Origin of the sequence: uncultured Thiothrix sp., assembly GCF_937876535.1 — a bacterium.
In the GTDB taxonomy this organism is placed as follows: Bacteria; Pseudomonadota; Gammaproteobacteria; order Thiotrichales; family Thiotrichaceae; genus Thiolinea.
The window spans coordinates 345,595-370,045 of record NZ_CALFHZ010000020.1; the positions used below are offsets into that span (position 1 = coordinate 345,595).

16 protein-coding genes and 1 tRNA gene are annotated in these 24,451 nt (G+C 44.1%); 8 read left to right on the plus strand and 9 right to left on the minus strand.

Annotation, left to right across the window (positions count from 1 at the left end; translation table 11 throughout):
- The 3 genes from Q0230_RS13580 to Q0230_RS13590 are packed head-to-tail and all read left to right on the plus strand — an operon-like array spanning window position 1 to window position 3,393.
- Window positions 1-1,446 (plus strand): lipopolysaccharide biosynthesis protein, encoded by a 1,446-nt coding sequence (locus Q0230_RS13580; RefSeq protein WP_298610697.1) that lies wholly within the window; start codon window positions 1-3, stop codon window positions 1,444-1,446.
- Complete coding sequence (locus Q0230_RS13585) at window positions 1,421-2,179, plus strand: hypothetical protein (protein WP_298610699.1); 759 nt, start codon at window positions 1,421-1,423, stop codon at window positions 2,177-2,179. Before Q0230_RS13580 ends, Q0230_RS13585 begins: the two co-directional genes overlap by 26 nt.
- The gene (locus Q0230_RS13590; protein WP_298610700.1) at window positions 2,176-3,393 is read left to right on the plus strand and encodes a glycosyltransferase; all 1,218 of its coding nucleotides are present in this window, start codon (window positions 2,176-2,178) and stop codon (window positions 3,391-3,393) included. The genes Q0230_RS13585 and Q0230_RS13590 overlap by 4 nt, the downstream gene beginning before the upstream one ends.
- Here Q0230_RS13590 and asnB read toward each other — a convergent pair.
- From asnB to Q0230_RS13610, 4 genes are read right to left on the minus strand one after another with little or no spacing between them, the layout of a single operon-like run.
- Window positions 3,336-5,261, minus strand: a complete 1,926-nt coding sequence (gene asnB, locus Q0230_RS13595) for an asparagine synthase (glutamine-hydrolyzing) (RefSeq protein WP_298610701.1) — start codon at window positions 5,259-5,261, stop codon at window positions 3,336-3,338. The two genes, Q0230_RS13590 and asnB, sit on opposite strands and share 58 nt — an antisense overlap.
- Before the next feature lie 20 nt (window positions 5,262-5,281).
- Window positions 5,282-6,085 (minus strand): polysaccharide deacetylase family protein, encoded by an 804-nt coding sequence (locus Q0230_RS13600; RefSeq protein ID WP_298610702.1) that lies wholly within the window; start codon window positions 6,083-6,085, stop codon window positions 5,282-5,284.
- Complete coding sequence (locus Q0230_RS13605; protein ID WP_298610703.1) at window positions 6,082-7,236, minus strand: glycosyltransferase family 4 protein; 1,155 nt, start codon at window positions 7,234-7,236, stop codon at window positions 6,082-6,084. Before Q0230_RS13605 ends, Q0230_RS13600 begins: the two co-directional genes overlap by 4 nt.
- A 1-nt stretch (window position 7,237) precedes the next feature.
- Window positions 7,238-8,257: a GNAT family N-acetyltransferase gene (locus tag Q0230_RS13610; protein ID WP_298610704.1), complete on the minus strand. Its 1,020-nt coding sequence runs from the start codon at window positions 8,255-8,257 to the stop codon at window positions 7,238-7,240.
- Window positions 8,258-8,493: 236 nt separating this feature from the next.
- Between Q0230_RS13610 and Q0230_RS13615 the strand changes: the two genes are divergently transcribed.
- Window positions 8,494-10,818: a polysaccharide biosynthesis tyrosine autokinase gene (locus Q0230_RS13615; protein ID WP_298610705.1), complete on the plus strand. Its 2,325-nt coding sequence runs from the start codon at window positions 8,494-8,496 to the stop codon at window positions 10,816-10,818.
- A 55-nt stretch (window positions 10,819-10,873) separates the two neighbouring features.
- Here Q0230_RS13615 and Q0230_RS13620 read toward each other — a convergent pair whose 3' ends face one another.
- Together Q0230_RS13620 and gltB are read right to left on the minus strand one after the other, a co-directional pair.
- Window positions 10,874-12,364, minus strand: a complete 1,491-nt coding sequence (locus Q0230_RS13620) for a glutamate synthase subunit beta (protein ID WP_298610706.1) — start codon at window positions 12,362-12,364, stop codon at window positions 10,874-10,876.
- 20 nt (window positions 12,365-12,384) lie between these two features.
- A complete protein-coding gene (gltB, locus tag Q0230_RS13625) occupies window positions 12,385-16,977 on the minus strand; it encodes a glutamate synthase large subunit (protein ID WP_298610707.1) in 4,593 nt (1,530 codons plus the stop codon).
- Window positions 16,978-17,148: 171 nt separating this feature from the next.
- On the opposite strand from gltB, the gene dnaG reads away from it, so the two are divergent.
- The 3 genes from dnaG to Q0230_RS13640 all read left to right on the plus strand — a co-directional run bounded on the left by dnaG (window position 17,149) and on the right by Q0230_RS13640 (window position 21,374).
- The gene (dnaG, locus tag Q0230_RS13630; RefSeq protein ID WP_298610709.1) at window positions 17,149-18,966 is read left to right on the plus strand and encodes a DNA primase; all 1,818 of its coding nucleotides are present in this window, start codon (window positions 17,149-17,151) and stop codon (window positions 18,964-18,966) included.
- Window positions 18,967-19,392: 426 nt separating this feature from the next.
- Entirely contained in the window at window positions 19,393-21,276 is a 1,884-nt protein-coding gene (rpoD, locus tag Q0230_RS13635; protein WP_298610710.1) for an RNA polymerase sigma factor RpoD, read from the plus strand.
- 21 nt (window positions 21,277-21,297) lie between these two features.
- Window positions 21,298-21,374 (plus strand) — tRNA-Ile (locus Q0230_RS13640).
- 425 nt (window positions 21,375-21,799) lie between these two features.
- Here the strand turns inward: Q0230_RS13640 and Q0230_RS13645 are convergent.
- The gene (locus tag Q0230_RS13645; RefSeq protein ID WP_298610711.1) at window positions 21,800-22,075 is read right to left on the minus strand and encodes a hypothetical protein; all 276 of its coding nucleotides are present in this window, start codon (window positions 22,073-22,075) and stop codon (window positions 21,800-21,802) included.
- Window positions 22,076-22,499: 424 nt separating this feature from the next.
- On the opposite strand from Q0230_RS13645, the gene Q0230_RS13650 reads away from it, so the two are divergent.
- Window positions 22,500-22,649, plus strand: coding sequence for a hypothetical protein (locus Q0230_RS13650; RefSeq protein WP_298610712.1), 150 nt, complete (start codon window positions 22,500-22,502; stop codon window positions 22,647-22,649).
- A gap of 128 nt (window positions 22,650-22,777) precedes the next feature.
- Here the strand turns inward: Q0230_RS13650 and Q0230_RS13655 are convergent, their stop codons facing one another.
- Window positions 22,778-24,157 (minus strand): NAD(P)(+) transhydrogenase (Re/Si-specific) subunit beta, encoded by a 1,380-nt coding sequence (locus Q0230_RS13655; protein ID WP_298610713.1) that lies wholly within the window; start codon window positions 24,155-24,157, stop codon window positions 22,778-22,780.
- Window positions 24,154-24,450, minus strand: a complete 297-nt coding sequence (locus Q0230_RS13660) for an NAD(P) transhydrogenase subunit alpha (protein ID WP_298610714.1) — start codon at window positions 24,448-24,450, stop codon at window positions 24,154-24,156. Before Q0230_RS13660 ends, Q0230_RS13655 begins: the two co-directional genes overlap by 4 nt.
- Between the last annotated feature and the right edge of the window lies 1 nt (window position 24,451).

The following is a 24,451-nucleotide window of genomic DNA, read 5'->3' on the forward strand; positions in this document are numbered from 1 at the left end:
ATGCAGATGCGCCATAGCATTCTCTACCTACTAGCCCACGGGATTCCTGCATTCGTTGCCTTTCTCACACTTGCGGTCTACACACGTTGGATTAGCCCAGAAGCTTATGGGATTTATAGTACCCTGCTGATCGTGGCAAATAGTGCGAATATTATTTTGTTTAATTGGCTTTATGTTGCCTTGCTACGCTATTGGAATGATACTGATTTTAAGCAAGCTGAACTGATTAGCTTACTCTTAATTGTTCTTGCTATTGGCAGTATGGTAATTTTACTAGGCGCAGTCAGTTACTTTGCTTTCACAGCAGATGCTCTTATGACGGCGGCTTTAGCGAGTTTAATGATTAGCAATGCACTTTATATGGCTTATCAGCGTATTAATTCTGCTAGTCTTCAAGCTGAGCGCTATTTGAAAATTGAACTCATTCGTGTCATTGTTACGGCACTATTAGCTGTCTGTTTAGTTTGGCTAGGCTATTCATGGTATGGCATTTTATTAGCAACTACAGTTGGTTTTTTAGTACCACTATGCTTCCGTCATTTTTGGCAGGGTTTTTGTGTTTATCCAATACAGCTAAATCCTACTAAAGCTATAACACTATTGCATTATGGTTTACCTCTCAGCTTAAGTTTCATACTCTTAGAAATTATTCATGCTACTGACCGTGTGCTATTAAGTTGGCTAATCGGTTTTGAGGCAGCTGGGCAGTATGCAGTGGCCTTTAGCTTACCTTTTCAGTTATTAATTCTAATCGGTAGTGCCATCAATGCAGCATTCTATCCTTTGATTTTGCAAACTTTAGAGCAGCAAGGTGAGACTGCAGCTAAGAAAAAACTTTCGGATTATTTATTGATTTTACTAGGCTTATTGCTGCCTAGCTATTTTGGTCTGATGGCAGTGAGTCGTGATTTCATGCCTTTGTTAATTGGTGAGGCTTACTTGGCTGAATCTTTACGTTTATTGCCGATTATTGGCCTATTATTAGTTTTGAATGCAGTATACCTCTTTCACACTTCCTTAGCTTTTCAATTAGCTAAGCAAACCTACAAGCCTATTTTAGTCGTTGGTTTAGCAGCTATCTTAAATGTAGTATTAAATTTAATCTTAATTCCTCACTATCGAATTGAGGGCGCAATTATAGCCTCACTAGTCGCTTATTTGATTTGTATCGTTTATGGAAATTTCCTGGGCGCTAAATTTTTTAAATTGCCAGTTTTATGGTTAGAAGTTACTAAGCTTATTGCTGCTGCTAGCTTAATGCTCATTATTTTAAATCAGCTGGCTATTGGGGATGGCCTTGTAGAAGGCTTAGTTCGCGTTTTAGTCGGCGTATTGGTATATTCGTCTGCTATTTACTTATTAAATGTAGGTAATAGTAAGTATTATGTACTTAGTTTTTTAAAAAGTATGAATAAACCACATGAAAGCACTCACTATTCAGCGTAAAAAATATGGCGTCAATATTCAGGAAATTTATTTTTCTCTTGAAACTATCAAAAAAAATAAATGCGACTTAAATATTAATTTTTGTGTAGATAGTAAAGGTAAAAATACGACTAGTGCGTTAACTTCTATTATTGACCTCACTCAAGAAACTCAAAAGATTATTTCTAATTTTCGACTAACTCATCGCCGTGGTATCCAAGTTTATTTAGATTCTAAGGATCTAAACTATAAATTTATTACTCATCCTAGTTCTAAAGATATTCAAGTTTTCTGCAAAGCTTATGATGTGCTTGCTAGAGAGAAGAATTTACCTCCTTGCAATGAAACTAAACTTAGATTTTTTGTAGGTCAAGATGCTTTAATTTTTACTAATGTCAGTTGTGCAATTACAGGTGAGTTATTGTGCTTACATGCATTAATCTGTAATGGTGAGCGAGCACGTTTGCTACATGCAGTCTCGAACTTTCGTAGCTATGCAGATGATTCAACTAAACGCAATAATCTAAGCAAAATTCATCGTGCGCTTTATTGGTTTGAAATGAATCATTTTAAAAAGCTTGGTTATAAAACCTATGACTTAGGTGGGTTGGGTGATGAGAGTGATCCTGAATTGGAAAAGATTAATCACTTTAAGCGTGGCTTTGGTGGGGTAGACTATAAAGAGTATATTAATTTTACTCCTAATAACTTAAAGGGTTGGATTGCTATGCATTATTTAATGAAAAAACTATGAGTAAAACAGTGAGTCCTAGAGCCAATATTGAAGGTGTGGCTTATATTATTACTTCTTTAGCCATGGGTGGAGCACAAAAGGTGCTGCTAGGCTTATTAGATAGCCAGCAACTTAAAGCTAAACCACCTCTAGTGATTAGTTTGCTAAAAACAGAAGGCTTACAAGCTGCTTTTGCCAGTGCAGGTACTGAAGTATTCTATGTGGAATTAGAAAAGCCACAACTTTTTTTAAAAAAAATCATCCAATTACGGCGTTTAATTGCTGAGCGACAGATCAGGGTTATTTATAGTTTTTTACATCATGCTAATCTATTTGCTCTCTTCATCGCTAGTTTGAGCCAAAAGCCACGTCCACTCGTGATTTGGGGGCTGCATGATACGCCTCTAAAAAATCTCTATACGCGCTGGCAACATCGTTTATTGTTTTGGTTAACAGTGCGGTTAGCGCCTATCCCACGCAAGATTATTTTAGTTTCTGAACGTAGTCGAAAGCGTTATGTAGAAGTAGGCTATCCAGCCGATACTATGCAGTTAATTCCTAATGGAGTGCTGGTTAAGCCATTAGATCCTGATCAGACTGAAGCTGATCGACAAGCCTTACGTGCAGAATTAGGTTTAAGTTCGGCTGCAGTAGTGCTTGGTAGTCTCACACGTGCTGTACCTGAGAAAGACTTACCGCTAATGTTGGATGCATTTGCTCAACTAGTCGCCCAGCAAGATGCTTATTTAGTCTTAGTAGGTGAGGGCGTGGATCTGCAAAATACTGCATTACAGGCTCAAATTACTTCATTATGCTTACAAGATAGAGTCTATACCTTAGGTATTCGTCAGGATGCACCCCGCTTAATCCGCGCGTTTGATATTGCAACCTTATCTTCTCGTTCTGAAGCTTTGCCTTTATTTTTAGTAGAGGCTATGGCTTTAGGAATTCCTTGTGTTGCTACCGATGTGGGGGATGTTGGCTTAGTTTTAGGTGGACAGGGTGAGTTGGTAGCGGCAGGTGATAGCCAAGCCTTAGCTGTTGCTTGGAAAAGAGTATTAAACTACTCAGTAGCAGAAAAACAGATGAACATTCAGACAGCTTGGCAGCATATCCAAGCTAATTTCAGTGTAGAGCGTATGCAACAGCAACATTTAGCGGTGTTTGCTGAGGTGCTTCAGTCTTGTGAAGCCAACCAAGCTTGGAACATGAGAATACACCATAAGCGTTGCTGATTAGCAGCACCCTTTAGAAAGTTCTGCCATTCTTTTTCCACTAAGCCAGGGTTTAAGTAAGCTTGTTGTTGAATGACTGTTTTATCTAATAAAGCCTCTGCCCAAGCCCGTAGATCGCCCCGCAACCAAGAGGCTAAAGGCACATTAAAACCTTGCTTAGGTCGGTTAACCATCTCAGCGGGTACATATTTGTACAGCAATTGACGCACTAGCCATTTACCTTGGCCTTGGCGAATCTTAAAGCCTAAGGGGATACGCCAAGCCAATTCAAACACACGATGATCTAAAAAGGGGACACGGGTCTCTAAACTTGCAGCCATTGCAGCTCGGTCTACTTTGCAGAGCATATCGTCGGGCAAAATATTCAAAGTATCAAAAAGCATCATGGCATCTTCTGCTTGGGTGAATTTTGGGGCAAGTCTAGCGATAGGCCAAGAAAGCTTGCTAGTTTGCGCATTGAGAACTAAGGCTTCAGGCTGTTGCCAATGTTGGGAGAGTCGCGGAAATAAAGTATAGACAGAATCGCTAGCTTGTAAGGCACTAGCTATTTTGTGGAGTTGCTCGCCCAACTCTTGATTAGATTGGAATAAGAGCTTATTTAAAGTAGGGGTAGGAAGTTTAAGCAAAACTTGCATGAGCTGTTGACGTAAGACAGCGGGCATCCATGCCAGTTTAGACCAAATTTTCTGCGCAAATAAATAGCTGCGATAGCCACCAAATAACTCATCACCCGCATCCCCTGATAAAGCAACGGTTACTTGTTGGCGAGCACAATGGCTAATCATAAAGCTTGGAATTGCTGAAGTATCCGCAAAGGGTTCGTCATAAATTTTTGGAAGTAAAGGTATGACTGCTAAAGCTTCTTGAGCGGTCACTTTAAATTCAGTGTGGTCAGTACCTAGATATTGCGCCACAGCACGGGCGTGCTGTGCCTCATTAAAGCCTGCTTGCTCAAAGGCCACGGTGAAGGTACGAATGGCGTGACTATGCTGAGCCTGCATCAGACTCACTACTAAAGAGGAGTCAATGCCACCAGAGAGAAAAGCACCTAAAGGTACATCTGCTTGGGCTTGCAAATTAACAGCAAGCTTTAATTGCTGCTCTAGGCAATGCAAAGCCTCTGCTGGATCAGTGATGAGATACTTTTGGCTATTTAAAGCAGCATTTAAACTTGACCACCAAACTTGCGGTTTAAGGTCTTTGTTAGTGAGTGCTGATAGTTTAAGTTCTAAATAGCAACCTGCCTCTAATTTATATATATCTTTATAAATACTATGTGGGCTAGTGATATAAGCGCATTGCATATAACTAGCTAAGACATCTCGATCTATTTCAGCCTTAAAACTCGGTAATTGACGTAAAGCTTTGAGTTCAGAGGCAAACGCAAATTGTGTTCCAATCCAGCCATAATAGAGAGGTTTTTCACCCATCCGATCGCGCATTAGGTACAAACTACGTTCTTGCTTATCCCAAACTGCAATGGCAAACATACCTACGGTTTTTTGTAAACTGCGTTCAATGCCCCAATGTGCAAAACAAGCTAGTAAAGTTTCTGTATCAGAATGTCCGCGCCACGCAGGTGCACCCAGTTGCTGTTCTAATTCGGTGCGTAAAGCTTGGTGATTGTAGATTTCACCGTTGAAAACACAGATATAGCGCCCACAAGCAGAGTTCATTGGCTGTTGACCAGCAGCCGATAAGTCTACGATAGCTAAACGGCGATGCCCTAAAGCAATTTGTGCATCAGCGTCTAGCCAAGTCCCTTGGGCATCAGGGCCACGATGTACAAGGCTAGCTGTCATCCGTTCTAGGGTGTTTGCAGGGTCGGTTAGATGATTAAAGCCAAAAAATCCTGCAATGCCACACATGTTGTCACCTATAAATTGTTTTAGTTGTAGTACTGAGCTTGGAAAGAAGTGAAGGAGTAATCTTTGAGTAATTGATGCAATTTTTTGACCATCCCCGCACGGCCTGCAAATTGATGCACTGCCCAAGCAGGAGACATACCAGCAGGCTTGGCAACCTCTTGATATTCCTTGGTATCTAACTCATGTGGGTGCATATAAAACACCGCTTCATTTTTATTGAGTTTACGCGCCAGCCAACGGGTTAAAGTATAAGGATAAATACGGAAATAGCCGCCACCCATAACCGGTAAAGACTTACCTAGCACTGTACAGGTAGATAATGGATAAGTGTCTAAGCCACGCTCACGAATTTGTTGCAAGATAGAGTCATCAGCAAAACCATATACTTTGCGTACTTGTGCAAGCATGATGGATGACTCATAACGCAAGCCAAAATTTTGCAGGGTATCACAATACCAAGGCAGCATTTCTGTACGGACTGAAAAGGTTGGGGCACGAAAGCCCAATACTTTTTGCCCGCTTATATCTTCTAAATGTGCGACTGAGCGTTCGATTTCAGCTTTGAATTGGGCAGGGCTTAAGGTATATAACGGGCGATGGCTATAGCCATGACTGGCTAGCTCATGTCCTTGAGCTACAATGGCTGTGACGAGTTCAGGGTAGCGCTCGGCGACCATGCCTTGCACAAAAAAAGTCGCTTGGACTTGGTGTTCGGCCAAAATATCTAATAAGCGCAAAGTATTATTGAGCACCCGCTGCGAGATCGGGCGCTCAAAATCAAACACCGATTGTTGCCAGTCTTCAACGTCTGCACTAAAGATCATTGTGAGGTATCCCAGCTGGTTTCCAGTTTCGCTAAACGGCGATGATGCTCATAGCAGGCTAGATAAATACTCCCTAAACGCTCCAGCACGTGTTGCGCTGAGAAATGCTCAACTACATGAGCTCGTGCTGCTAAACCCATGCGCTGCCGTTCAATGGGGTGCTCCATTAACCATTGCATTGTGTTGGCTAGCGTTTGAGGGTCGTTAACTGGAACCAAGAAGCCTGTTGTTTGATCTTGAATGGCTTCACGGCTGCCTTTGACGTTGGTACCAATCACTGGTTTAGCACATGCCATGGGTTCGAGCAGAGCGCGCGGTAAGCCTTCACCGAAAGAGGTCAGTAGACCCACATCAATCTCTTGATAGAACGCTGCCATGTTCGTGCTATAGGCGCGAATTTCCATCCAGTCTTCTAATTGATGAGCTGCAATTTTGGCAGCAATTTCAGTTTGGAGTTCACCCTGACCAATCAGTAGGACTTTAAAATTAGGATTCACTAAACGCAGATGTTTAACCGCGTCTAGTAGTAGTTCATGGTTTTTGATGGCTTCAAAGCGAGCCACCATTCCAAAAATAGTCTTATCAGTAGGTAGCTGATTTAGGCTAGGGGAGAAGTAATCAGTATCAATTCCATTCCCTAGATATTCTATTTGTGGCTCATCTAAGAGTTGGTAGCGCCGCGCGATTTCAATATCTTCATGCGATTGAAAGAGCGCCAGATTTACCGGCCATTTTAATAAGCGTTCAATCGCTAAATAAGTAAATTTGCCTAAAGCACTCGTGTTATGCGAGAGGCTGTAGCCATGACTTTGGTAAATCCAAATAGGTTTGCGCAGTACAAAAGCAAGGCAACGTCCTATTAAACTAGGCACACCAAAATGTAGATGCACCACATCATAATTGCCGTGGCGTAAGACTTTTTGCAAGTTAAATAGGGATTGCAATAAATGCCAAGGATTAAGGCTGCGATGTAAATCTGTAAGGATCACTTGCATACCTTGCTGACGCATCAGCTCGACTTCTTGCCCATCGCTACACAAAATATCGATTTTGAGTTGTTGAGGATAACGTGTGTTTAAAACTTGGGCACGTTTAAACACTAGAGCATAAGCTGGACTGCTTGCGGTACAGACTTCGAGTATTTTTATCATTTTAGTAAAACTTATGAAGGAGGTGACGGGATAAAGTATTCATAACAAACGGAGGGCTGTTACGAATGAGCCAAGAGGCGCTGTTATAAACGGCTGAGCGCGAGGTTTTTGCTGGAGGAATAGCTAATTGATAATAGTGAATAGGGCGCGTGTAATCAGCAAAACGGCGTTTAAATGCATAGGCACTACTATCCACTGAAGAGCGTCCTAAATTGTAAGTAGCCTTGCCGCTTTGTTCACAATATTCGATGATTGACCAAAGCATGGTGAGGAACACATTATCCTTTTTATAAGCGGAGTCTAATCCCATCCATGCCCCATACAATTCTTGTTGAGTGAGGAAGCCAAAAGCTGCTACCACTGGCGTATCAGCAAAATAGCCTACACAGAGAGAAATGGAGTTTTGATGATCGGTATGAATTTTTTCAAAAAAATTCCAGCTATGCGGTAAGCTCCCTACTTCGTGCATTTGCTTTAAATAAAGCTGATAAAAGTCTTGTAAAAGCGTTAAGTCATTACCAAATTTAAAGTTATAGCCTTGCTCAAGAGTTTGGCGAATATTACGCCGTGTTGATTTAGAGAAGTCTTTTAAGCGCTGTTCACAGGTTTTACTTAGATCGACAATTAATTCAACCTTATCAGAATGGTCAAGCACACAAGGTAAATAGTGAGTAGTGCGCAGTTCTAAGTGTTCAGATTTTAAATCTAAACCGCTTAGTTCTTTTAATAATTGGCTGATGAAGTCGCTATAAGCCTCATCAGGAAAATTAAGATCACCTGTTTTATCAAAACCAGCTCCAATAATGAGTGTATTTGCACCTAAGCCAAACTTACTGCTTTTCAAAAAGGCAGGAATAAGTAAAGATTGACTTTGAAAGTCAAATTCTATGTCTAAAGCTTGGAGCTTATATTCTGTTGCTAAAGCTAATCTAAAAGCTGAGCTAGTAAATACTTTTTCATTTAAGCCTAAACTTGGGGTTTTCTCTGCTGGCTTATTTAATTCTTTAATTCGTATAGCCATCGGCGGGGTACTCGATTTGCTAATTAGTTGCCTAGAGTATTAACGGATAAGAGGGCTTTTGCCTGTATTGAATGGATAAGAGGGCAAAGTTTCTAGGTGAAAGGAATAAGCGCGACTTGACTATCGACTAGCCGCTTATCTAAAAAAATGCTGCGGTATGCAGTTGAGTTTTTGCATATAGAAAAATGTTATAAGAGGATGGTATCAGATATTTTACCCCAATGGCTGATAACATTATGTTAACCGTATCTGAGCAAGTTCCAGCTGTAGCGAGCCCGACTATCCCAGTGATCCTACCCTCGCCAGAGCTAATGTCTGCGGTGGGAGCCAAAAATCCTAATGCCTCTAGTCTATTGACCTTACCTCAGGTCTGGCAGCGACTGTGGCGGCAGAAGTGGTTATTTTTAACTACTTTATTCTTAGTCTTATTAGTTACTGCACTGATTACTTTGATGAAAAAGCCAGAGTATCGTGCTATTTCCACTATTCAAATTGAAAAGCAAGGTGCACAAGTTGTTGACTTTGGGAATGTGCGTCAAGTGACACCCGATATGGGTGAAAGCGATATGTTTTTTCGCACTCAATATGAGCAATTGAAAGGCCGTCAATTAGCTGAACAAGTGATTAGTGACTTAAATCTAGACAAACGCTTGTTTGAGCTGAAAGAAAAACCAACTCCACTTGGTCAAATTTGGCAAGATGCGAAACAAACTTTAGCAGGAGTCAAAGATCAGATTATAGGACTCTTACCTGAAAACACGCTGGGCGAAAAGTCATCTAAGCCTGCTATTAAGGGAGATAATATTGATCTCTTTCTTAAAAATCTCTATGTAGAGCCCATTGAAAAAGCTCACTTAGTTAAAGTTTATTATGAAAGTACTGATCCAGTGATCTCTGCAGAGATTATTAATAAACTTATTGAGTTATATATTAAAAGTTCTATCAGTAATAGTAGCCAAACGGATATTTACGCGCAGGCTTTCTTAGAGCGTGAATTAGAAAAGGCTCGTGAACGTTTAACCAATAGTGAAAATGAAATGGTCAGATATGCACGAGATAATCAAATCTTGGAAGTAAACAATAGTCAAGCTACCCAAGAACAAAAGCTGAATGAATTGAATACAGCATTGGCTACTGCTGAGCGGCGGCGTATTGAAGCGGAAAGCCAATTAGGCCAAGCGCGCAAACATGGCAATGTGGTGGGGGTTCTGACCAATCCAGTTGTAGAGTCTTTAAAGCGTCAGTTGGTTGATTTGGAAGGTCAATATCAAAATCAATCTAAAGTTTTTAAACCGGCTTATCCAGAAATGCAGCAACTTGCACAACAAATTCAGACAGTGAAAGCTAAGTTAGCGACTGAAATTGGCAATTTAAAGCAATCTCTAGAAGCTGAGTTTACTGCCTCTAAACGCTTAGAAGGGCAAATTCGGGGTGAGCTTTCAAGCTATAAAGGTGAGTTAGTCAACTTACGTGATCGTAGTGTGGAATACAACGCACTCAAACGCGAAGTAGAAACTAGCCGTAAACTCTATGATGATTTATTAAAGCGGGTGAATGAGGTCAATGTAGCTTCAGGTGCGAATAAGGTAACGAATATTCGGATTGTGGATGCCGCTAAGCCACCTGCAGAGCCATTCCGCCCAAATAAATCGATTAACTTGTTGGTAGGTTTGATCACCGGGTTAATTTTAGCTGCAGCCTTAGCTTTGCTGCGTGAAACTTTGCGGCGTTCTTTAACCTCAGGTGATGAATTACAGTCAGTGAGCGGTTTGCCGGTGCTAGGGACGATTCCGCATGTGCGTCGCATGAGTGAACAGGATCTAGCGATGGTAACGATGCGCGACCCTAATTCTCCAGCAGCAGAGGCTTATCGGATTGCGGCGACGAATATTCGCTTCGCTCTGCAGGCGGGTAAGCCGAGTGTGATTGTGCTGACCAGTGTCAATCCTTCAGAGGGTAAGTCAACCTCTTCAGTGAATCTCGCTTTAAGCCATGCGCAAATGGGCGCGAAGGTTTTATTGATTGATGCAGATTTACGGCGTCCTACCTTACACTTAAAAATGGGGGTGAGTAACACTCGGGGTTTAAGTGATTATGTAGAAGGGCGTGCGGAGTTGGCGCAAGTGACTCAACAAGTACCGCATATGAAAAATGCGTATGTAATTACGGCAGGACCCTTCCGAGTTGATCCAAGTAGTATTTTGGCTAGTACCAAGATGCATCAGTTATTAGAGATGGCCAGACGGCATTTTGATGTAACGATTATTGATGCACCTCCTGTGATGGGCTTTGCCGATGCACTGATGCTAGCAGCCCAAGCTGATAATACTTTGCTAGTAACGGATGAGAAAAACATGGATCGCAAGCTGGTATTGAATGCGATTCAGCAGCTGCAACGGGTGAAACCTGCCATCGGCGGTTTCTTAGTGGTAAATGCTCGGCATGGCATTACCGATGCACGTTATTATGATCGTTATAATCGTGGTTCAACCATGAAAGCTAGTGATTACGATAATTCAGCAACAGGTGGTTTGAATTTAACTCGAGACAAGGCAGCTTAAGCCTTTCGTGAGATAAAGCACCCCTAAATCGATGATCTAGGGGTGTTGATAAACACTAAGGCAGAGTAGTTTCACCCATTAAGAAACGGTCGCATTCTCTGGCAGCTTGGCGACCTTCATTGATCGCCCAGACCACTAAGCTTTGTCCACGACGCATATCGCCTGCAGCAAAAATGCCTGTAACATTAGTTGCATACTTGCCGTATTCAGCTTTCACATTACCACGTGAGTCGGTTTCTACTTGGCTGCTTTCAATCAACGCTTTTTCAGGGCCAGTGAAACCCATCGCCAATAGAATCAAATCAGCAGGGAGTACACGTTCAGTGCCGGCAATTTCGACCAAATTCATGCGGCCATCAGCGGCTTTTTCCCACTGCACACCGATGGTATGGATTTCTTTTACTTGACCTTCAGCATCGCCAACGAATTTTTTAGTTGAGACTAAGTAGTGACGTGGATCAGCACCAAATAAAGCCGCCGCTTCTTCTTGGCCGTAGTCCACTCTGAAAATCAACGGCCATTCTGGCCAAGGATTGCTCGGAGCACGTTGTTCCGGCGCGCGTGGCATAATTTCTAACTGAGTGACCGATTTGCAGCCGTGACGAATTGAAGTGCCTACACAATCAGTGCCGGTATCACCACCACCGATGACGATAACATGCTTATCTTTAGCGGAGATGTAGTTGCCATCGGCGTGTTTTGAATCTAACAAGCTTTTGGTATTCGCTGTTAAAAACTCCATCGCATAATGTACACCCTTCAGTTCACGACCAGGCGCTGGTAAATCCCGTGCTTGCGTCGCACCGGCACATAAAACTACGGCATCAAAATCTTTGCGTAAGTCAGCCACTGAGGTATCTTTGCCAACATGCACACTAGTGACAAATTTAATACCTTCAGCAGCCATCAAATCAACCCGACGCTGCACAACTTCTGTTTTGTCTAACTTCATATTAGGAATGCCATACATCAGCAAGCCACCAATACGGTCAGCACGTTCATACACAGTCACTTCATGGCCGACTTTATTCAGCTGATCTGCACAAGCTAAACCTGCAGGGCCTGAGCCAATTACAGCCACTTTTTTCCCAGTCCGGACTTCTGGAGGTTCAGGACGCACCCAACCTTCAGCGAACGCTTTGTCGATAATACTGACTTCATTCAGTTTAATCGTCACTGGGTTTTCGTTTAAGCCTAAGGTACAAGCACCTTCACAGGGAGCCGGGCAGACACGACCAGTAAATTCAGGGAAATTATTGGTCATGCGCAGGCGTTCATAAGCTTCGCGCCACAAGCCCCGATAAATCATGTCATTCCATTCTGGAATCAGGTTGTTTACAGGGCAGCCGCTAGCGCCACCTGGTAAAACCTTGCCCGTTTGACAGAACGGGATGCCGCACTCCATGCAACGTGCACCCTGACGTTGACTTTCTGCTTCGCTATGAAAATGGAGGTGAAATTCCCCCCAATCCTTAATGCGCTCTAAAGGCGAACGATCGGCTGGCAGTTCGCGCTCATATTCGATAAATCCAGTTGGTTTACCCATTCTTTTTGCAATCTCCCTGCTTAGTTGCCGCTGGCACGAGTAACATCTTCATTGTTCGCTTTAAAGGCCGCCATTAAAGCTTCCTCGCCAGTCATACCTTGCGCTTCAAATTTCTTTACCGTCTCTAAGACACGCTTATAGTCATGGGGCATTACCCGCACAAAGTGCTGAACGCTTTGCTCCCAATTCGCCAACAGCGTTTTAGCACGCGGGCTATCAGTGTGCAGAATATGCTTTTCAATCATGCCTTTAACATGGGTTAGGTCTTCGGCTTCAGTTAACGGCTCGTAGTTGACCATTTCACGATTACCGCTAACGGCTAAAATGCCTTTTGGATCGTAAACATAAGCCACACCGCCCGACATACCTGCTGCAAAGTTCCGGCCAACGTCACCGAGCACAATGACCCGACCACCGGTCATATATTCGCAGCCGTGATCGCCTGTACCTTCAACAATGACATTCACGCCAGAGTTACGCACACAGAAACGCTCACCCGCAATCCCACGAATATAAGCTTCGCCGCTCGTGGCACCAAAGAAGGCAACGTTACCGATTAGGATATTTTCTTCGGCGACATAGCGGGCTTGTTTCGGCGGGTAAACAATGATCTTCCCACCTGATAAGCCTTTGCCAATATAGTCGTTCGAATCACCTTCCAGTTCTAAAGTCATCCCGCGAGGAATGAAAGCACCAAAGCTTTGCCCTGCTGAACCATAGAATTTCAATTGAATGGTGTCATCCGGCAAGCCTGCTGCGCCATAGCGCTTGGTAATTTCATTGCCCGTAATAGTACCGACTACACGATCAATGTTTTTGATCTGGAACTCCGCTTTAACCGGCGTGCCTTTATCAATCGCAGGTTGGCAAGTCTCAAGAATGGTGCGTATATCCATTGATTGAGCAATGCCATGATCTTGAGTACGATTCCAACGAATGCCATCACATTCATCTAAGTCAGGCTGATAGAGCAGGGCATCTAAATCGACTTTGCCCGCTTTCCAGTGATCGATTTGCTTAGCATATAAGCGATCTACGCGCCCAACCATTTCATCAATGGTGCGGAAGCCCAGTTTCGCCATATATTCGCGCATATCTTCAGCAATGAAATGCAGCAAATTAATTACATATTGCGGATCACCACTGTATTTTTTACGCAGCTCTGGATTTTGAGTCGCAATCCCAACTGGACAAGTATCTAAGTGGCAGACGCGCATCATTACGCAACCCAAAGAAACTAAAGGTAGAGTGGCGAAGCCATATTCTTCTGCACCTAATAAAGCAGCCACAATGACATCGCGTCCAGTCATCAATTTGCCATCTGTTTCGACGCGCACGCGGCTACGTAAATTGTTCAATAGCAGAGTTTGGTGAGTTTCAGCCAAGCCTAATTCCCAAGGTAAACCGGCATGTTGCAAACTAGTTTTGGGTGAAGCCCCAGTACCACCATCATAGCCAGAGACTAAAACAACATCGGCTTTACCTTTGACCACACCTGCAGCAATCGTACCCACCCCTGAACCAGACACCAGTTTGACATTGATGCGTGCCGCACGGTTGGCATTTTTCAAATCGTGAATGAGCTGTGCCAAGTCTTCGATTGAATAAATATCATGATGTGGTGGTGGTGAAATTAAACCAACACCAGGGGTTGTACCCCGGTTTTTTGCAATATATGGATAAACCTTCTTGCCAGGTAACTGGCCACCTTCACCAGGTTTTGCACCTTGCGCCAATTTGATTTGTAGCTCTTGTGCATTGGTTAAATAATGGCTATTCACCCCAAAGCGCCCGGAAGCGGCTTGCTTAATCGCACTGCAACGTGAGTCACCATTCGGTTCTGGAATATAACGCGCTGGGTCTTCGCCACCTTCACCCGAGTTCGACTTGCCACCAATCCGATTCATCGCAATCGCTAAAGCTTCATGCGCTTCAGGGCTAATCGAACCTAAAGACATCGCGCCGGTTTTAAAGCGCTTCACAATCTCAGCCGCTGGCTCAACTTCACTCAAAGGGATCGCTTGATCCGCATAATGGAAATCCAACAAATTACGCAGATTAAAGCGTACTTCGGGATCATTATTCAGTAGCTCAGTGTATTGCTTAAACAGTTTATAGTCATTAGTCCGTACCGCTTTTTGTGCCATATAAATGGTTTGCGGATTGTACTGATGCTCATCTTCGCCACTACGCCACTGGAATACGCCGCCCGAATTTAGGGTGCGCAGACCGCTGTCATGTTGGCCATAGGCATGCTTGTGACGCATTAAAGTTTCTTTAGCAATCGTATCGAGATCAATCCCACCGATACGCGAGGCAGTCGCTGTGAAATAGCGATCAACTACGCTTTTATGTATCCCTAAAGCCTCGAAAATCTGCGCACCACGATACGACTGCACAGTGGAAATACCGATCTTAGACATGACTTTAATCACGCCTTTAGTGGCGGCTTTGATATATTTCGCAACGGCTTTATCGTGCGTGGTATCTTTCATAATCCCTTCGCGCAACAGATCATCAATCGACTCAAAGGCGGTGTAAGGGTTGATTGCTTGCGCGCCATAACCTAGCAGAGCGGCAAAATGATGAACCTCACGTGGTTCGCCTGATTCCAGAATCAAACTAACACGAGTGCGTTTACCATCACGAATCAAATGATGATGCAAACCTGCAACGGCTAATAAAGACGGAATCGGCGCGAATTCTTTATCCACACCACGGTCGGAGAGGATTAATAAATTAGCCCCGTTGTCGATGGCATTATCTGCAGCGGCAAATAATTCATCTAAGGCTTTTTCTAAAGTACCGGGCGCATTATCTGCTTTAAACAGAATCGGCAAAGTCACTGACTTAAAGCCAGATTTCTGTACATATTTTAGCTTAGCTAATTCATCGTTATGTAAAACCGGCGATTGCAGCAAAATATGATGGCAGCTTTCTGCAGTAGGATTAGTAATATCGCCTTCTGAACCTAAGGTGGTTAAGGCAGAAGTCACGATTTCTTCACGAATCGCATCCAAAGGTGGATTCGTGACTTGCGCAAATAGCTGTTTGAAATAGTTAAACAGCGGCTGCGGTTTATCCGATAACACGGCTAAGGGGGAGTCACAACCCATCGCACCTAAAGGATCAATCCCATCGACAGCCATGGGCACAATGACTTTGCGTACATCTTCATAGGTATAACCGAAGGCCTTTTGGCGCTGAATCAAAGTATCGTGATCCGGCAAGGGGGCTTCAGGAGCGGCTGGCAAATCTTCTAGTTTAGTTAGATGCTTATCCAACCAAGCTTGATAAGGCTTAGCAGCCGCCATTTCTGCTTTGATTTCTTCGTCAGCAACAATGCGCCCCGCAGCGGTATCGACTAAGAGCATGCGACCCGGTTGCAGGCGTTGCTTAGAGATGACTTTCTCAATCGGTAGATCGTCTAATACACCGACTTCTGAAGCGAGAATAATCAAGTCGTCATCGGTCAGATAATAACGGGAAGGACGTAGACCATTCCGATCTAAGGTCGCACCGACTAAAGTACCATCCGTAAAGCCGAGAGCAGCAGGGCCATCCCACGGTTCCATCAGACAACTATGATATTCATAGAACGCCCGCTTTTCAGGACTCATGCTTTCATGATTCGCCCAAGGTTCAGGCACCATCATCATCATCGCATGCGGCAGGGAATAACCTGAGAGATATAGGAACTCTAAGGTATTATCCATGCGCGCCGAGTCGCTACCATCTGGACGCACAATCGGCGTGAGATTTTTTACATCAGTCTTGAAGACTTCCGTTTTAATCATCGCTTCACGCGCATTCATCCAGTTTTGGTTACCGCGCATAGTATTGATTTCACCATTGTGAATCATATAGCGGTTGGGATGTGCACGTTCCCAACTTGGGAAGGTGTTAGTAGAGAAGCGCGAATGCACTAGCGCAATCGCTGACTCCATATCTGGGTCATTTAAGTCAGGATAATATTGCGCAACCTGCTCAGTGGTGAGCATGCCTTTGTAAATAATCGTGCGCGCAGACAGGCTCGCAAAATAAATATAGCCTGGTTCTTTGCGATAAAGTAAATCACCGCTAGTGCGTTTACGAATCACATACAGTTTGCGCTCGAAGTCAATACCTGGCTCGACATCAGCAGAGCGACCAATGAAGACCATCTTCATCGCAGGCATACTACGAATCGCTGATTTCCCAATCGGTGCAGGATTCACGGGAATATCACGCCAACCTAATAAAGTTTGGCCTTCTGCTTTAATCATGCGATCCGTGGTGGCAATTGCATCAGCGCGGGCGGCTTCATCTTGTGGCAGATAAACAAAGCCCACTGCGTAATCACCAACAGCAGGTAGGGTAATCCCTAATTTAGCGCATTCCTTCACCATGAACTTGTGTGGAATTTGCAGCATAATACCCGCGCCGTCGCCGGTATTTTCTTCGCAACCACACGCCCCACGATGTTCCATATGCGTTAAAACTTTTAGCGCTTGCTGAACGATCTTGGCAGATTTAACGCCTTTTAAGTGAGCAACAAAGCCCATGCCACAGGCATCATGTTCGTTGGCAGGGTCATACAAGCCCTGCGCCGGGGGGAGTTCAGTGTATTTCATCGGAACCTTCGGGCAACAAAAGGGGTACTATTATGGATAATTCACAGGGTATATGCCAGTATCCTGATATAATCAGGATCAAGATAAGGGCGGGCGCCGCTTGATAATACAGGCAGTTACCGCATTTTAATCGTATTACTCCACTCACGCAAAACCTTTTACGGCTGATCCATGACCGGGCGCATTCCCAAAGACTTTATTGATCAACTACTCACTCGTATCAACATCGTTGATGTGATTCAAGCACGCATTCCGCTGAAAAAAGCTGGGCGTGAATACATGGCTTGCTGTCCGTTTCATGGGGAGAAAACGCCTTCGTTTACAGTTAGCCCCACTAAGCAGTTCTATCATTGCTTTGGATGCGGTGTGCATGGTTCAGCCATTAGTTTCCTGATGGAGTACGAACATCTTGAGTACACCGAAGCGATTGAGGCTTTGGCACGCATACTTGGCATCGAAGTCCCTCGTGAGAACGATGCAAAATCTATGCCTTCAGCTAGAAAGGCCAAGCTGACTGATCTATATAGTTTATTAGGGGAAGCCGCCAAGCTCTATGTTCATTGCCTCACCCAAGCGCCAGAAGCACAAGCCTATTTGCAGAAGCGTGGCTTAAGTGCAGAAGTAATAAAGCAATACGGCTTAGGTTTTTCCCCTGATGATTGGCATACCACGAGTAGGCAATTTGCAGCACATTATGAGCAAGAGCAATTGCTTGCTAGCGGGTTACAGCTAAAAAATGAAGCGGGCAAAATTTATGATCGTTTTCGTGGACGCTTAATGTTCCCGATTCGTAATCGTAAAGGGCAAGTGATTGGCTTTGGCGGGCGCATCTTAGGTTCTGGGGCGCCCAAATACCTCAATTCTCCAGAAACCGAAGTTTTCCATAAAGGCTCCGAATTATATGGACTCTTTGAAGCGCGCCAACAGACTCGCCATTTAGAGCGTTTGTTGGTCGTTGAAGGTTATATGGATGTGATTGCCCTCGCGCAATTCGGCATTTCTTATGCAGTGGCTACCTTAGGCACTGCGACCACGCAACAGCATATTAATTTACTTTTCCGCCAAGTGCCGGAAGTTATCTTTTGTTTTGATGGTGATCGAGCAGGTAAAGAGGCCGCGTGGCGTGCTTTAGAAACCACTTTACCTGAGTTGCGTGATGGTCGTGAGGTACGTTTTCTGTTTCTTCCTTCCGGAGAAGACCCAGATACACAAGTGCGTAAAGTGGGGTGTGCTACCTTTGAGGAGTCTTTAGCTAAAGCTGTGCCCTTATCAAAGTTCTTCATCTTAGGTTTAAAAGAGGAGTTAGGCTTTAAAGCTGAATCGACTTTGCATGTGAGCGAAGATAGTGCTTTATTTGCCAATGAAGCGAAGCGTTTACTCGATTTAATGCCGGATATTTTAATTAAACAACCTCTCATGCAGGAAATTCAGCGTTTAAGTGGTTTAGTTTTAGGTCAAGAGGCTCATTTGACTGAAGAAACTCAAAACCCTCGACAGTACCATTCTAAATTTAAAGGCAAATATGCAGAGCGCGAGCCACAAGGTGTGCGTGCTAAAACAGCTAAAGATTTTGAAGTGCGCAAAACACCAGTACGCTATGCAATCACTCTTTTGGTGCATTCGCCTGAATTAGTCACTGAAATAGAGCATCCGGAGAAGCTGTTAGATTGGGGCTTACCCGGTTTAGATTTGTTGGTGAAGTTAGTAGCCACCATTGAAGAGCTTCCAGAGATGCACGCGGCAGCGCTATTAGAGCGCTTTCGGGATACACCGCACGAAAAAACTTTGCTAAAACTAATGCTTTGGCAACCACAATCCAATGATGAGGCTTTGCTTCGCCGTGAGTTTCAAGATTGCTTGCAGAGAATGAAAATTCAAGCGACCGATAAAGCAGTCGAGCGCTTAGTGGCTAAAGATCAAACTCAAGGTTTAAGCGAGCAAGAAAAGCATGACTTATTTTCGCTATTAAACGAGCGCCGCACTAAATAAAGACATACAGAATTTTTTCTTGAGCTTGAGGGTTGTTAATAGTTATTTTGGGTAACTTAAGTTTTAACTAAGAAGTTTCTTGATTTATTCAGGCTAAGCTCAGAAAACCTGTCTACACTCTGTAAGTAAATATTATCTGTATTCTGTTCGCGTTTATCGCGAAGATCTGAACCTGTTGATGTCAGCTGGGTCAATTACTTGACTACTTAGCGTTGAAATTAGAGAGTAGCTACCCCATATAGAGCATACAGGGTAGTGCCTTGGGCACTCTCAACTGAAATACTTAAGAACCGGAGTTAAAAACCACTTTCAATGCAAGTTTAGCCTTGAGCTAATAACTTGTGGGTAGGTTTTTCACAAACGGGGCTGGTATTTTCAAGATTTGTGATATAATCCCGCGTCCATTTTGTCGAGGTCTATTCGGACATGAGTCAAGAAGAGCAGCAACAATCCAGTCTTAGAGAGTTAATCGCGCGTGGTAAGGAACAGGGCTATCTGACCTACGCCGAAGTGAATGACCATTTACCGGATACTATCGTAGAACCGGAACAGATTGAAGACATCGTTGCCATGATTAATGACATGGGTATCACTGTGTATGAAAATGCACCGGATGCCGATGCTTTATTATTAAACGATGAGGCCGTGCAGGCCGATGATGAAGCTGCAGAAGAAGCCGCTGCCGCTTTAGCGAGTGTAGATAGTGATTTCGGGCGTACCACTGATCCGGTTCGTATGTATATGCGTGAGATGGGTACAGTGGAACTCTTGACCCGTGAAGGCGAAATCCAAATCGCGATTCGCATTGAAGAAGGCTTAAATGAAATTTTACGCGCTTTAGCGCAATATCCAGCCTCTACTGAGGTTTTATTAGATTTATCTAAACAAATTGAATCGGAAGAAACGCGCTTAACCGATATTGTTAATGGCTTTGTTGATCCGAATGCCATTGATGAAAGTCCACTGCAACAGTTCCAAGTCCGTACGGATGAAGAGGAAGCTTTAGCGGCTGGTGAAGATGAAGCTGCTGAAGTGGTTGTGGGTGAGGAAGACGAAGAAGTCGTTGAAGAGAACCCAGTTGATTTAGGCCCTGATCCTGAAGAGGCGGCTCAAAAGTTTGCTGAGCTTAGTCACTTATATGACGAGGCAGCCGCTTTACGTGCAAAAGGTGGACCAGCTTATACCGCAGCACGTGATGCCTTAGCCGCTAAATTCATGGAGTTTCGGTTAGCTCAGCCGGTTATTGATACCTTAACTCATCAACTCAATGAGATTGTAAATCGTATCCGTGCCCATGAGCGTACTATTATGAAGCTCTGTGTGCAGCAGGGCGGAATGTCACGTCAGTTATTTGTGGAAAGCTTCCCGCAAAATGAAACGGACTTGAGCTGGTTAGATCGCTATATCACTGACAAGAGCAATAGCTCTGCACAACTTGAGTTAGTGAAGAAAAGTGTGCTGGCCACTCAGCAGCAATTGCAAGAAATCGAGCATGAATGCAATTTGACTATTTCGCAAATCAAAGACATCAATCGTAGTATGTCGGTTGGTGAGGCCAAAGCGCGGCGTGCGAAGAAAGAAATGGTTGAAGCTAACTTGCGTTTAGTCATTTCGATTGCGAAAAAATATACCAATCGTGGTTTGCAGTTCTTGGATTTGATCCAAGAAGGCAATATTGGTTTGATGAAAGCGGTCGACAAGTTTGAATATCGCCGTGGTTATAAGTTTTCAACTTATGCAACCTGGTGGATTCGCCAAGCGATTACTCGCTCAATTGCTGACCAAGCGCGCACGATTCGTATTCCAGTACATATGATTGAGACGATTAATAAGCTCAATCGCATTTCGCGCAAATTGCTGCAAGAAATGGGGCGTGAGGCAACGCCAGAGGAATTGGCAGTTGCTATGGATATGCCTGAGGACAAAATCCGTAAGGTATTGAAGATTGCGAAAGAGCCCATTTCAATGGAAACGCCGATCGGTGATGATGAAGATTCACATTTGGGTGACTTTATCGAAGATGGCAATATTATGTCGCCGTTGGATTCAGCCACGACACGTAGTTTATGTGAAGTGACTCGTGATGTACTCAGTAGCCTAACAGCCCGTGAGGCAAAAGTTCTACGGATGCGCTTTGGGATTGACATGAACACTGACCATACTTTGGAAGAAGTAGGTAAACAGTTTGATGTTACTCGTGAGCGGATTCGTCAGATTGAAGCCAAAGCGTTGAGAAAATTGCGTCATCCAAGCCGTTCAGATATGCTACGCAGCTTCCTTGATGGCACTGATACTTTACCTTTATCTTAAGGTTAAGTAAGTGATAGTTTCGGGCCCATAGCTCAGTTGGTTAGAGCAGTCGACTCATAATCGATTGGTCGCAGGTTCAAGTCCTGCTGGGCCCACCAAAAAAACCCAATAAAAGCAGCAAGTTACGTAAAAGTGATTTGCTGCTTTTTTGTTTTTTACGTGTATTGCTAATAAATCAGCCAGTTTACCCTCAAATAATTCGTCAAACCTGCTCGCCCTGTGCAGTGGTATTTGCATAAAACTGATAAATTTCATCAAGCTTAGGATGTCAATTGCTGTTTGATGTGCTTTTAGGCGACAGAATATATTGTAGTTTTGGTGGTGGTATTGAATAAGTAGTGACGACCTGCTGGTGCCGCTAGCGCTGAAAATGGGGAGCTAGGCATTAGAAGATAGAATTTAGCAGTAAAATGGTGTTTGGTTTGCCTGCAAGCGTGAGAGGGAGGCGTAGGTAATTGGCAGAGGGGTGGCTGCGATTGAGAGGAGCTACCTTGAATCCATTATAGGATCCAAGGTAAGGCGGTTAAGACTTATATAAGCCCATTGTTAGGCCTAAGTCGTGTTTGGTGGGTTCATCACGTTTGAGGACGATGCGTACCAGTGAATGCTTTTTGCCATCGTCGGTGATGGCGGTGACGTTGACTTCAGAGTAGCCGGGTTTGGAAGAGTTGCTCATTTCCAGTTTTAAATTCTTGCCTAAGGTGGCATTGTATTTTTGTGCGATGACGGCTAAGTCTTTGGCACAGGCTTGCATGGTTTGAGGTGTCAAACCATAGGGAACAGCAGTAGCATTACTCATCTCTATATCGACCTATGTAGTTATTTGCTTAAAAATTACACAAAAAAGATGAACGAAGGATGAACTAATAGTTTAGATCATGACTTGTTGTGATATTTTTCTAAAGCCCCGATTGTTGTCCAATTTTTATAGAGTTTACAAATCGCAAATGTGTGCAAAGAGTGCGACATGGTCAGGTTGGCTGGATGTCGATTGATGTACTGGTCAACCCTGAGTTAGGCCAAGCCATTAAACAGTTCAGTAGTTGGTACACCTTTCTACAGGTTTACATTCAAGGTGAATTAGTTGGTGGCTGTCACTTCCTTGTGAAATGCAAGCAAAGAAGAGTTGCAGCAATTACTAACAGATTACTGTTTATTAAATTGCTAAATAATCTACCTGACGACAACAATAGTGCAGGCCTCCCGATCAAGTTTAGGCAGCGATGATGCTTGGCAAATTTATTATTCTGACTTTTATCTCCTTTCTGATTTATCAGCCGTTGACGTGGTTGTTTGGAGATATTGGTGGGATGATTGCCTTATTGGTGGTGCTAGCGGTAGTGCACTGGTGGTTGAATACTTTGCGCCCTTAATGAGGCTAAATTGGCTCGATCAGAGTTTGAACTGTTGTTATGAGGGCTGCAAGGTTTGGGCGATAGGCATAAAAAAAGCCCTCGAATTGCTTCCAGGGCTTTGATTTTTCTAAAGTTTTGGAACGTGTTTACAGCTCTTTTACTGCATTCACCAACTCACTCGCAACTTTTTGCCCATCGCCATATAACATGCGGCAGTTATCGGCAAAGAACAGGTGGTTTTCTACCCCAGAGAAGCCAGCACCTTGACCGCGTTTAATGACAATCACGTTTTTCGCATGATCCGCATTCAGGATCGGCATACCGTAGATTGGGCTATTTGGATCAGTGCGTGCCACCGGATTCACCACATCATTGGCACCAATCACCAGCGCGACATCGGCAGTAGCGAATTCCTCATTAATTTCATCTAAATCATAAATCAAATCATAAGGTACGCCTGCCTCTGCCAAGAGCACATTCATATGCCCCGGCATCCGCCCTGCCACGGGATGAATCGCGAATTTCACTTTTACCCCACGTTCAAGTAGGAGTTTGGTGAGTTCTTGGATTTTATGCTGGGCTTGTGCCACGGCCATACCATAGCCCGGAATAATCACGACTTTTTCAGCGAATGCCATCATAATCGCGGCATCCGGTGTTTCGACCGCTTTCATACTGCCAGAGACGGCTTGGGCTTCGCCCGTGCCCCCACCAAATTGGCTAAACAGGACATTAGTGAGCGGGCGATTCATGGCTTTGGCCATTAATTGCGTGAGTAAAGTACCCGCAGAGCCGACTACAATCCCTGCAATCATCATGGCCGGATTGCCTAATACATAGCCTTCAAAACCGACTGCTAAGCCAGTCAATGCATTGTAGAGTGAGATCACTACGGGCATGTCCGCGCCACCAATCGGCAAAGTCATCAGCACGCCGAAGACTAAAGCCAGCACGAAGAAAATGAATAAGGTAAATAGGCTGTAACCGGTGCCGCTGAATGCAATCACTAAGCCAATTAATACAGTGAGGCCGAATAAAGCCGCATTAATGATTTGCTGGTTTTTGAAACGAATCACACCGCTGAGGGCTTTAATGCCTTGCAGTTTAGCAAAGGCAATCGAAGAGCCAGAGAAGGCGATACTGCCAATTAAAGCACCGAGTACCGCCATTAATTGCACCGCTAAAGGCAAGTCGTGGCGCTTGAGTAACTCTACACCCGCAATCGCGGCCGCTGCACCACCTCCCATGCCGTTATATAAGGCAATCATTTGTGGCATATCAGTCATGGCGACCCGCTTGCCGGTATACCAAGCCAGCCCGCCACCAATACCAATCGCCAGAATCATCAGAATGTAATTGCTATGAATCTGCGGGTGAATGAAGGTAATAACCGTAGCCAGCACCATCCCAGCGCCCGCCCATTGAATGCCACTGCGCGCATTATTCGGCGAAGCCATTTGCTTCAAGCCATAGATAAATAAAACCGCTGCTATAAAGTAAGCAAGGTTAACGATGAAATCAGTCATGCTTTGCTCACTCCTTTATTGCTGGACTTGAACATTTCGAGCATCCGTTCGGTGACCACATAGCCGCCCACCGCATTACCTGCGCCCAATAATACGGCAATGAAGCCAATCAAGGTTTCGGTGCCAGTTTCGGCTTGGCCTAAAGCGACCATCGCACCGACTAAAACAATACCGTGAACGAAATTCGAACCAGACATTAAAGGTGTGTGTAAAATCACCGGAACTTTGGAGATGACTTCGTAGCCAGTAAAGGCGGTGAGCATGAAAATATACAGTGCGGTAAATCCATCCATC

Bases quoted from the DNA above. Each gene is read 5' to 3' on its own strand.
- Q0230_RS13580 (WP_298610697.1), top strand. From the start codon at position 1: ATGCAGATGCGCCATAGCATTCTCTACCTACTAGCCCACGGGATTCCT.
- Q0230_RS13645 (WP_298610711.1), bottom strand. From the start codon at position 22,075: ATGAGTAATGCTACTGCTGTTCCCTATGGTTTGACACCTCAAACCATG.
- Q0230_RS13605 (WP_298610703.1), bottom strand. From the start codon at position 7,236: ATGATAAAAATACTCGAAGTCTGTACCGCAAGCAGTCCAGCTTATGCT.
- asnB (WP_298610701.1), bottom strand. From the start codon at position 5,261: ATGTGTGGCATTGCAGGATTTTTTGGCTTTAATCATCTAACCGACCCT.
- Q0230_RS13615 (WP_298610705.1), top strand. From the start codon at position 8,494: ATGTTAACCGTATCTGAGCAAGTTCCAGCTGTAGCGAGCCCGACTATC.
- Q0230_RS13620 (WP_298610706.1), bottom strand. From the start codon at position 12,364: ATGGGTAAACCAACTGGATTTATCGAATATGAGCGCGAACTGCCAGCC.
- dnaG (WP_298610709.1), top strand. From the start codon at position 17,149: ATGACCGGGCGCATTCCCAAAGACTTTATTGATCAACTACTCACTCGT.
- Q0230_RS13590 (WP_298610700.1), top strand. From the start codon at position 2,176: ATGAGTAAAACAGTGAGTCCTAGAGCCAATATTGAAGGTGTGGCTTAT.
- Q0230_RS13610 (WP_298610704.1), bottom strand. From the start codon at position 8,257: ATGGCTATACGAATTAAAGAATTAAATAAGCCAGCAGAGAAAACCCCA.
- Q0230_RS13655 (WP_298610713.1), bottom strand. From the start codon at position 24,157: ATGACTGATTTCATCGTTAACCTTGCTTACTTTATAGCAGCGGTTTTA.
- Q0230_RS13660 (WP_298610714.1), bottom strand. From the start codon at position 24,450: ATGGATGGATTTACCGCACTGTATATTTTCATGCTCACCGCCTTTACT.
- Q0230_RS13585 (WP_298610699.1), top strand. From the start codon at position 1,421: ATGAAAGCACTCACTATTCAGCGTAAAAAATATGGCGTCAATATTCAG.
- rpoD (WP_298610710.1), top strand. From the start codon at position 19,393: ATGAGTCAAGAAGAGCAGCAACAATCCAGTCTTAGAGAGTTAATCGCG.
- gltB (WP_298610707.1), bottom strand. From the start codon at position 16,977: ATGAAATACACTGAACTCCCCCCGGCGCAGGGCTTGTATGACCCTGCC.
- Q0230_RS13650 (WP_298610712.1), top strand. From the start codon at position 22,500: ATGATGCTTGGCAAATTTATTATTCTGACTTTTATCTCCTTTCTGATT.
- Q0230_RS13600 (WP_298610702.1), bottom strand. From the start codon at position 6,085: ATGATCTTTAGTGCAGACGTTGAAGACTGGCAACAATCGGTGTTTGAT.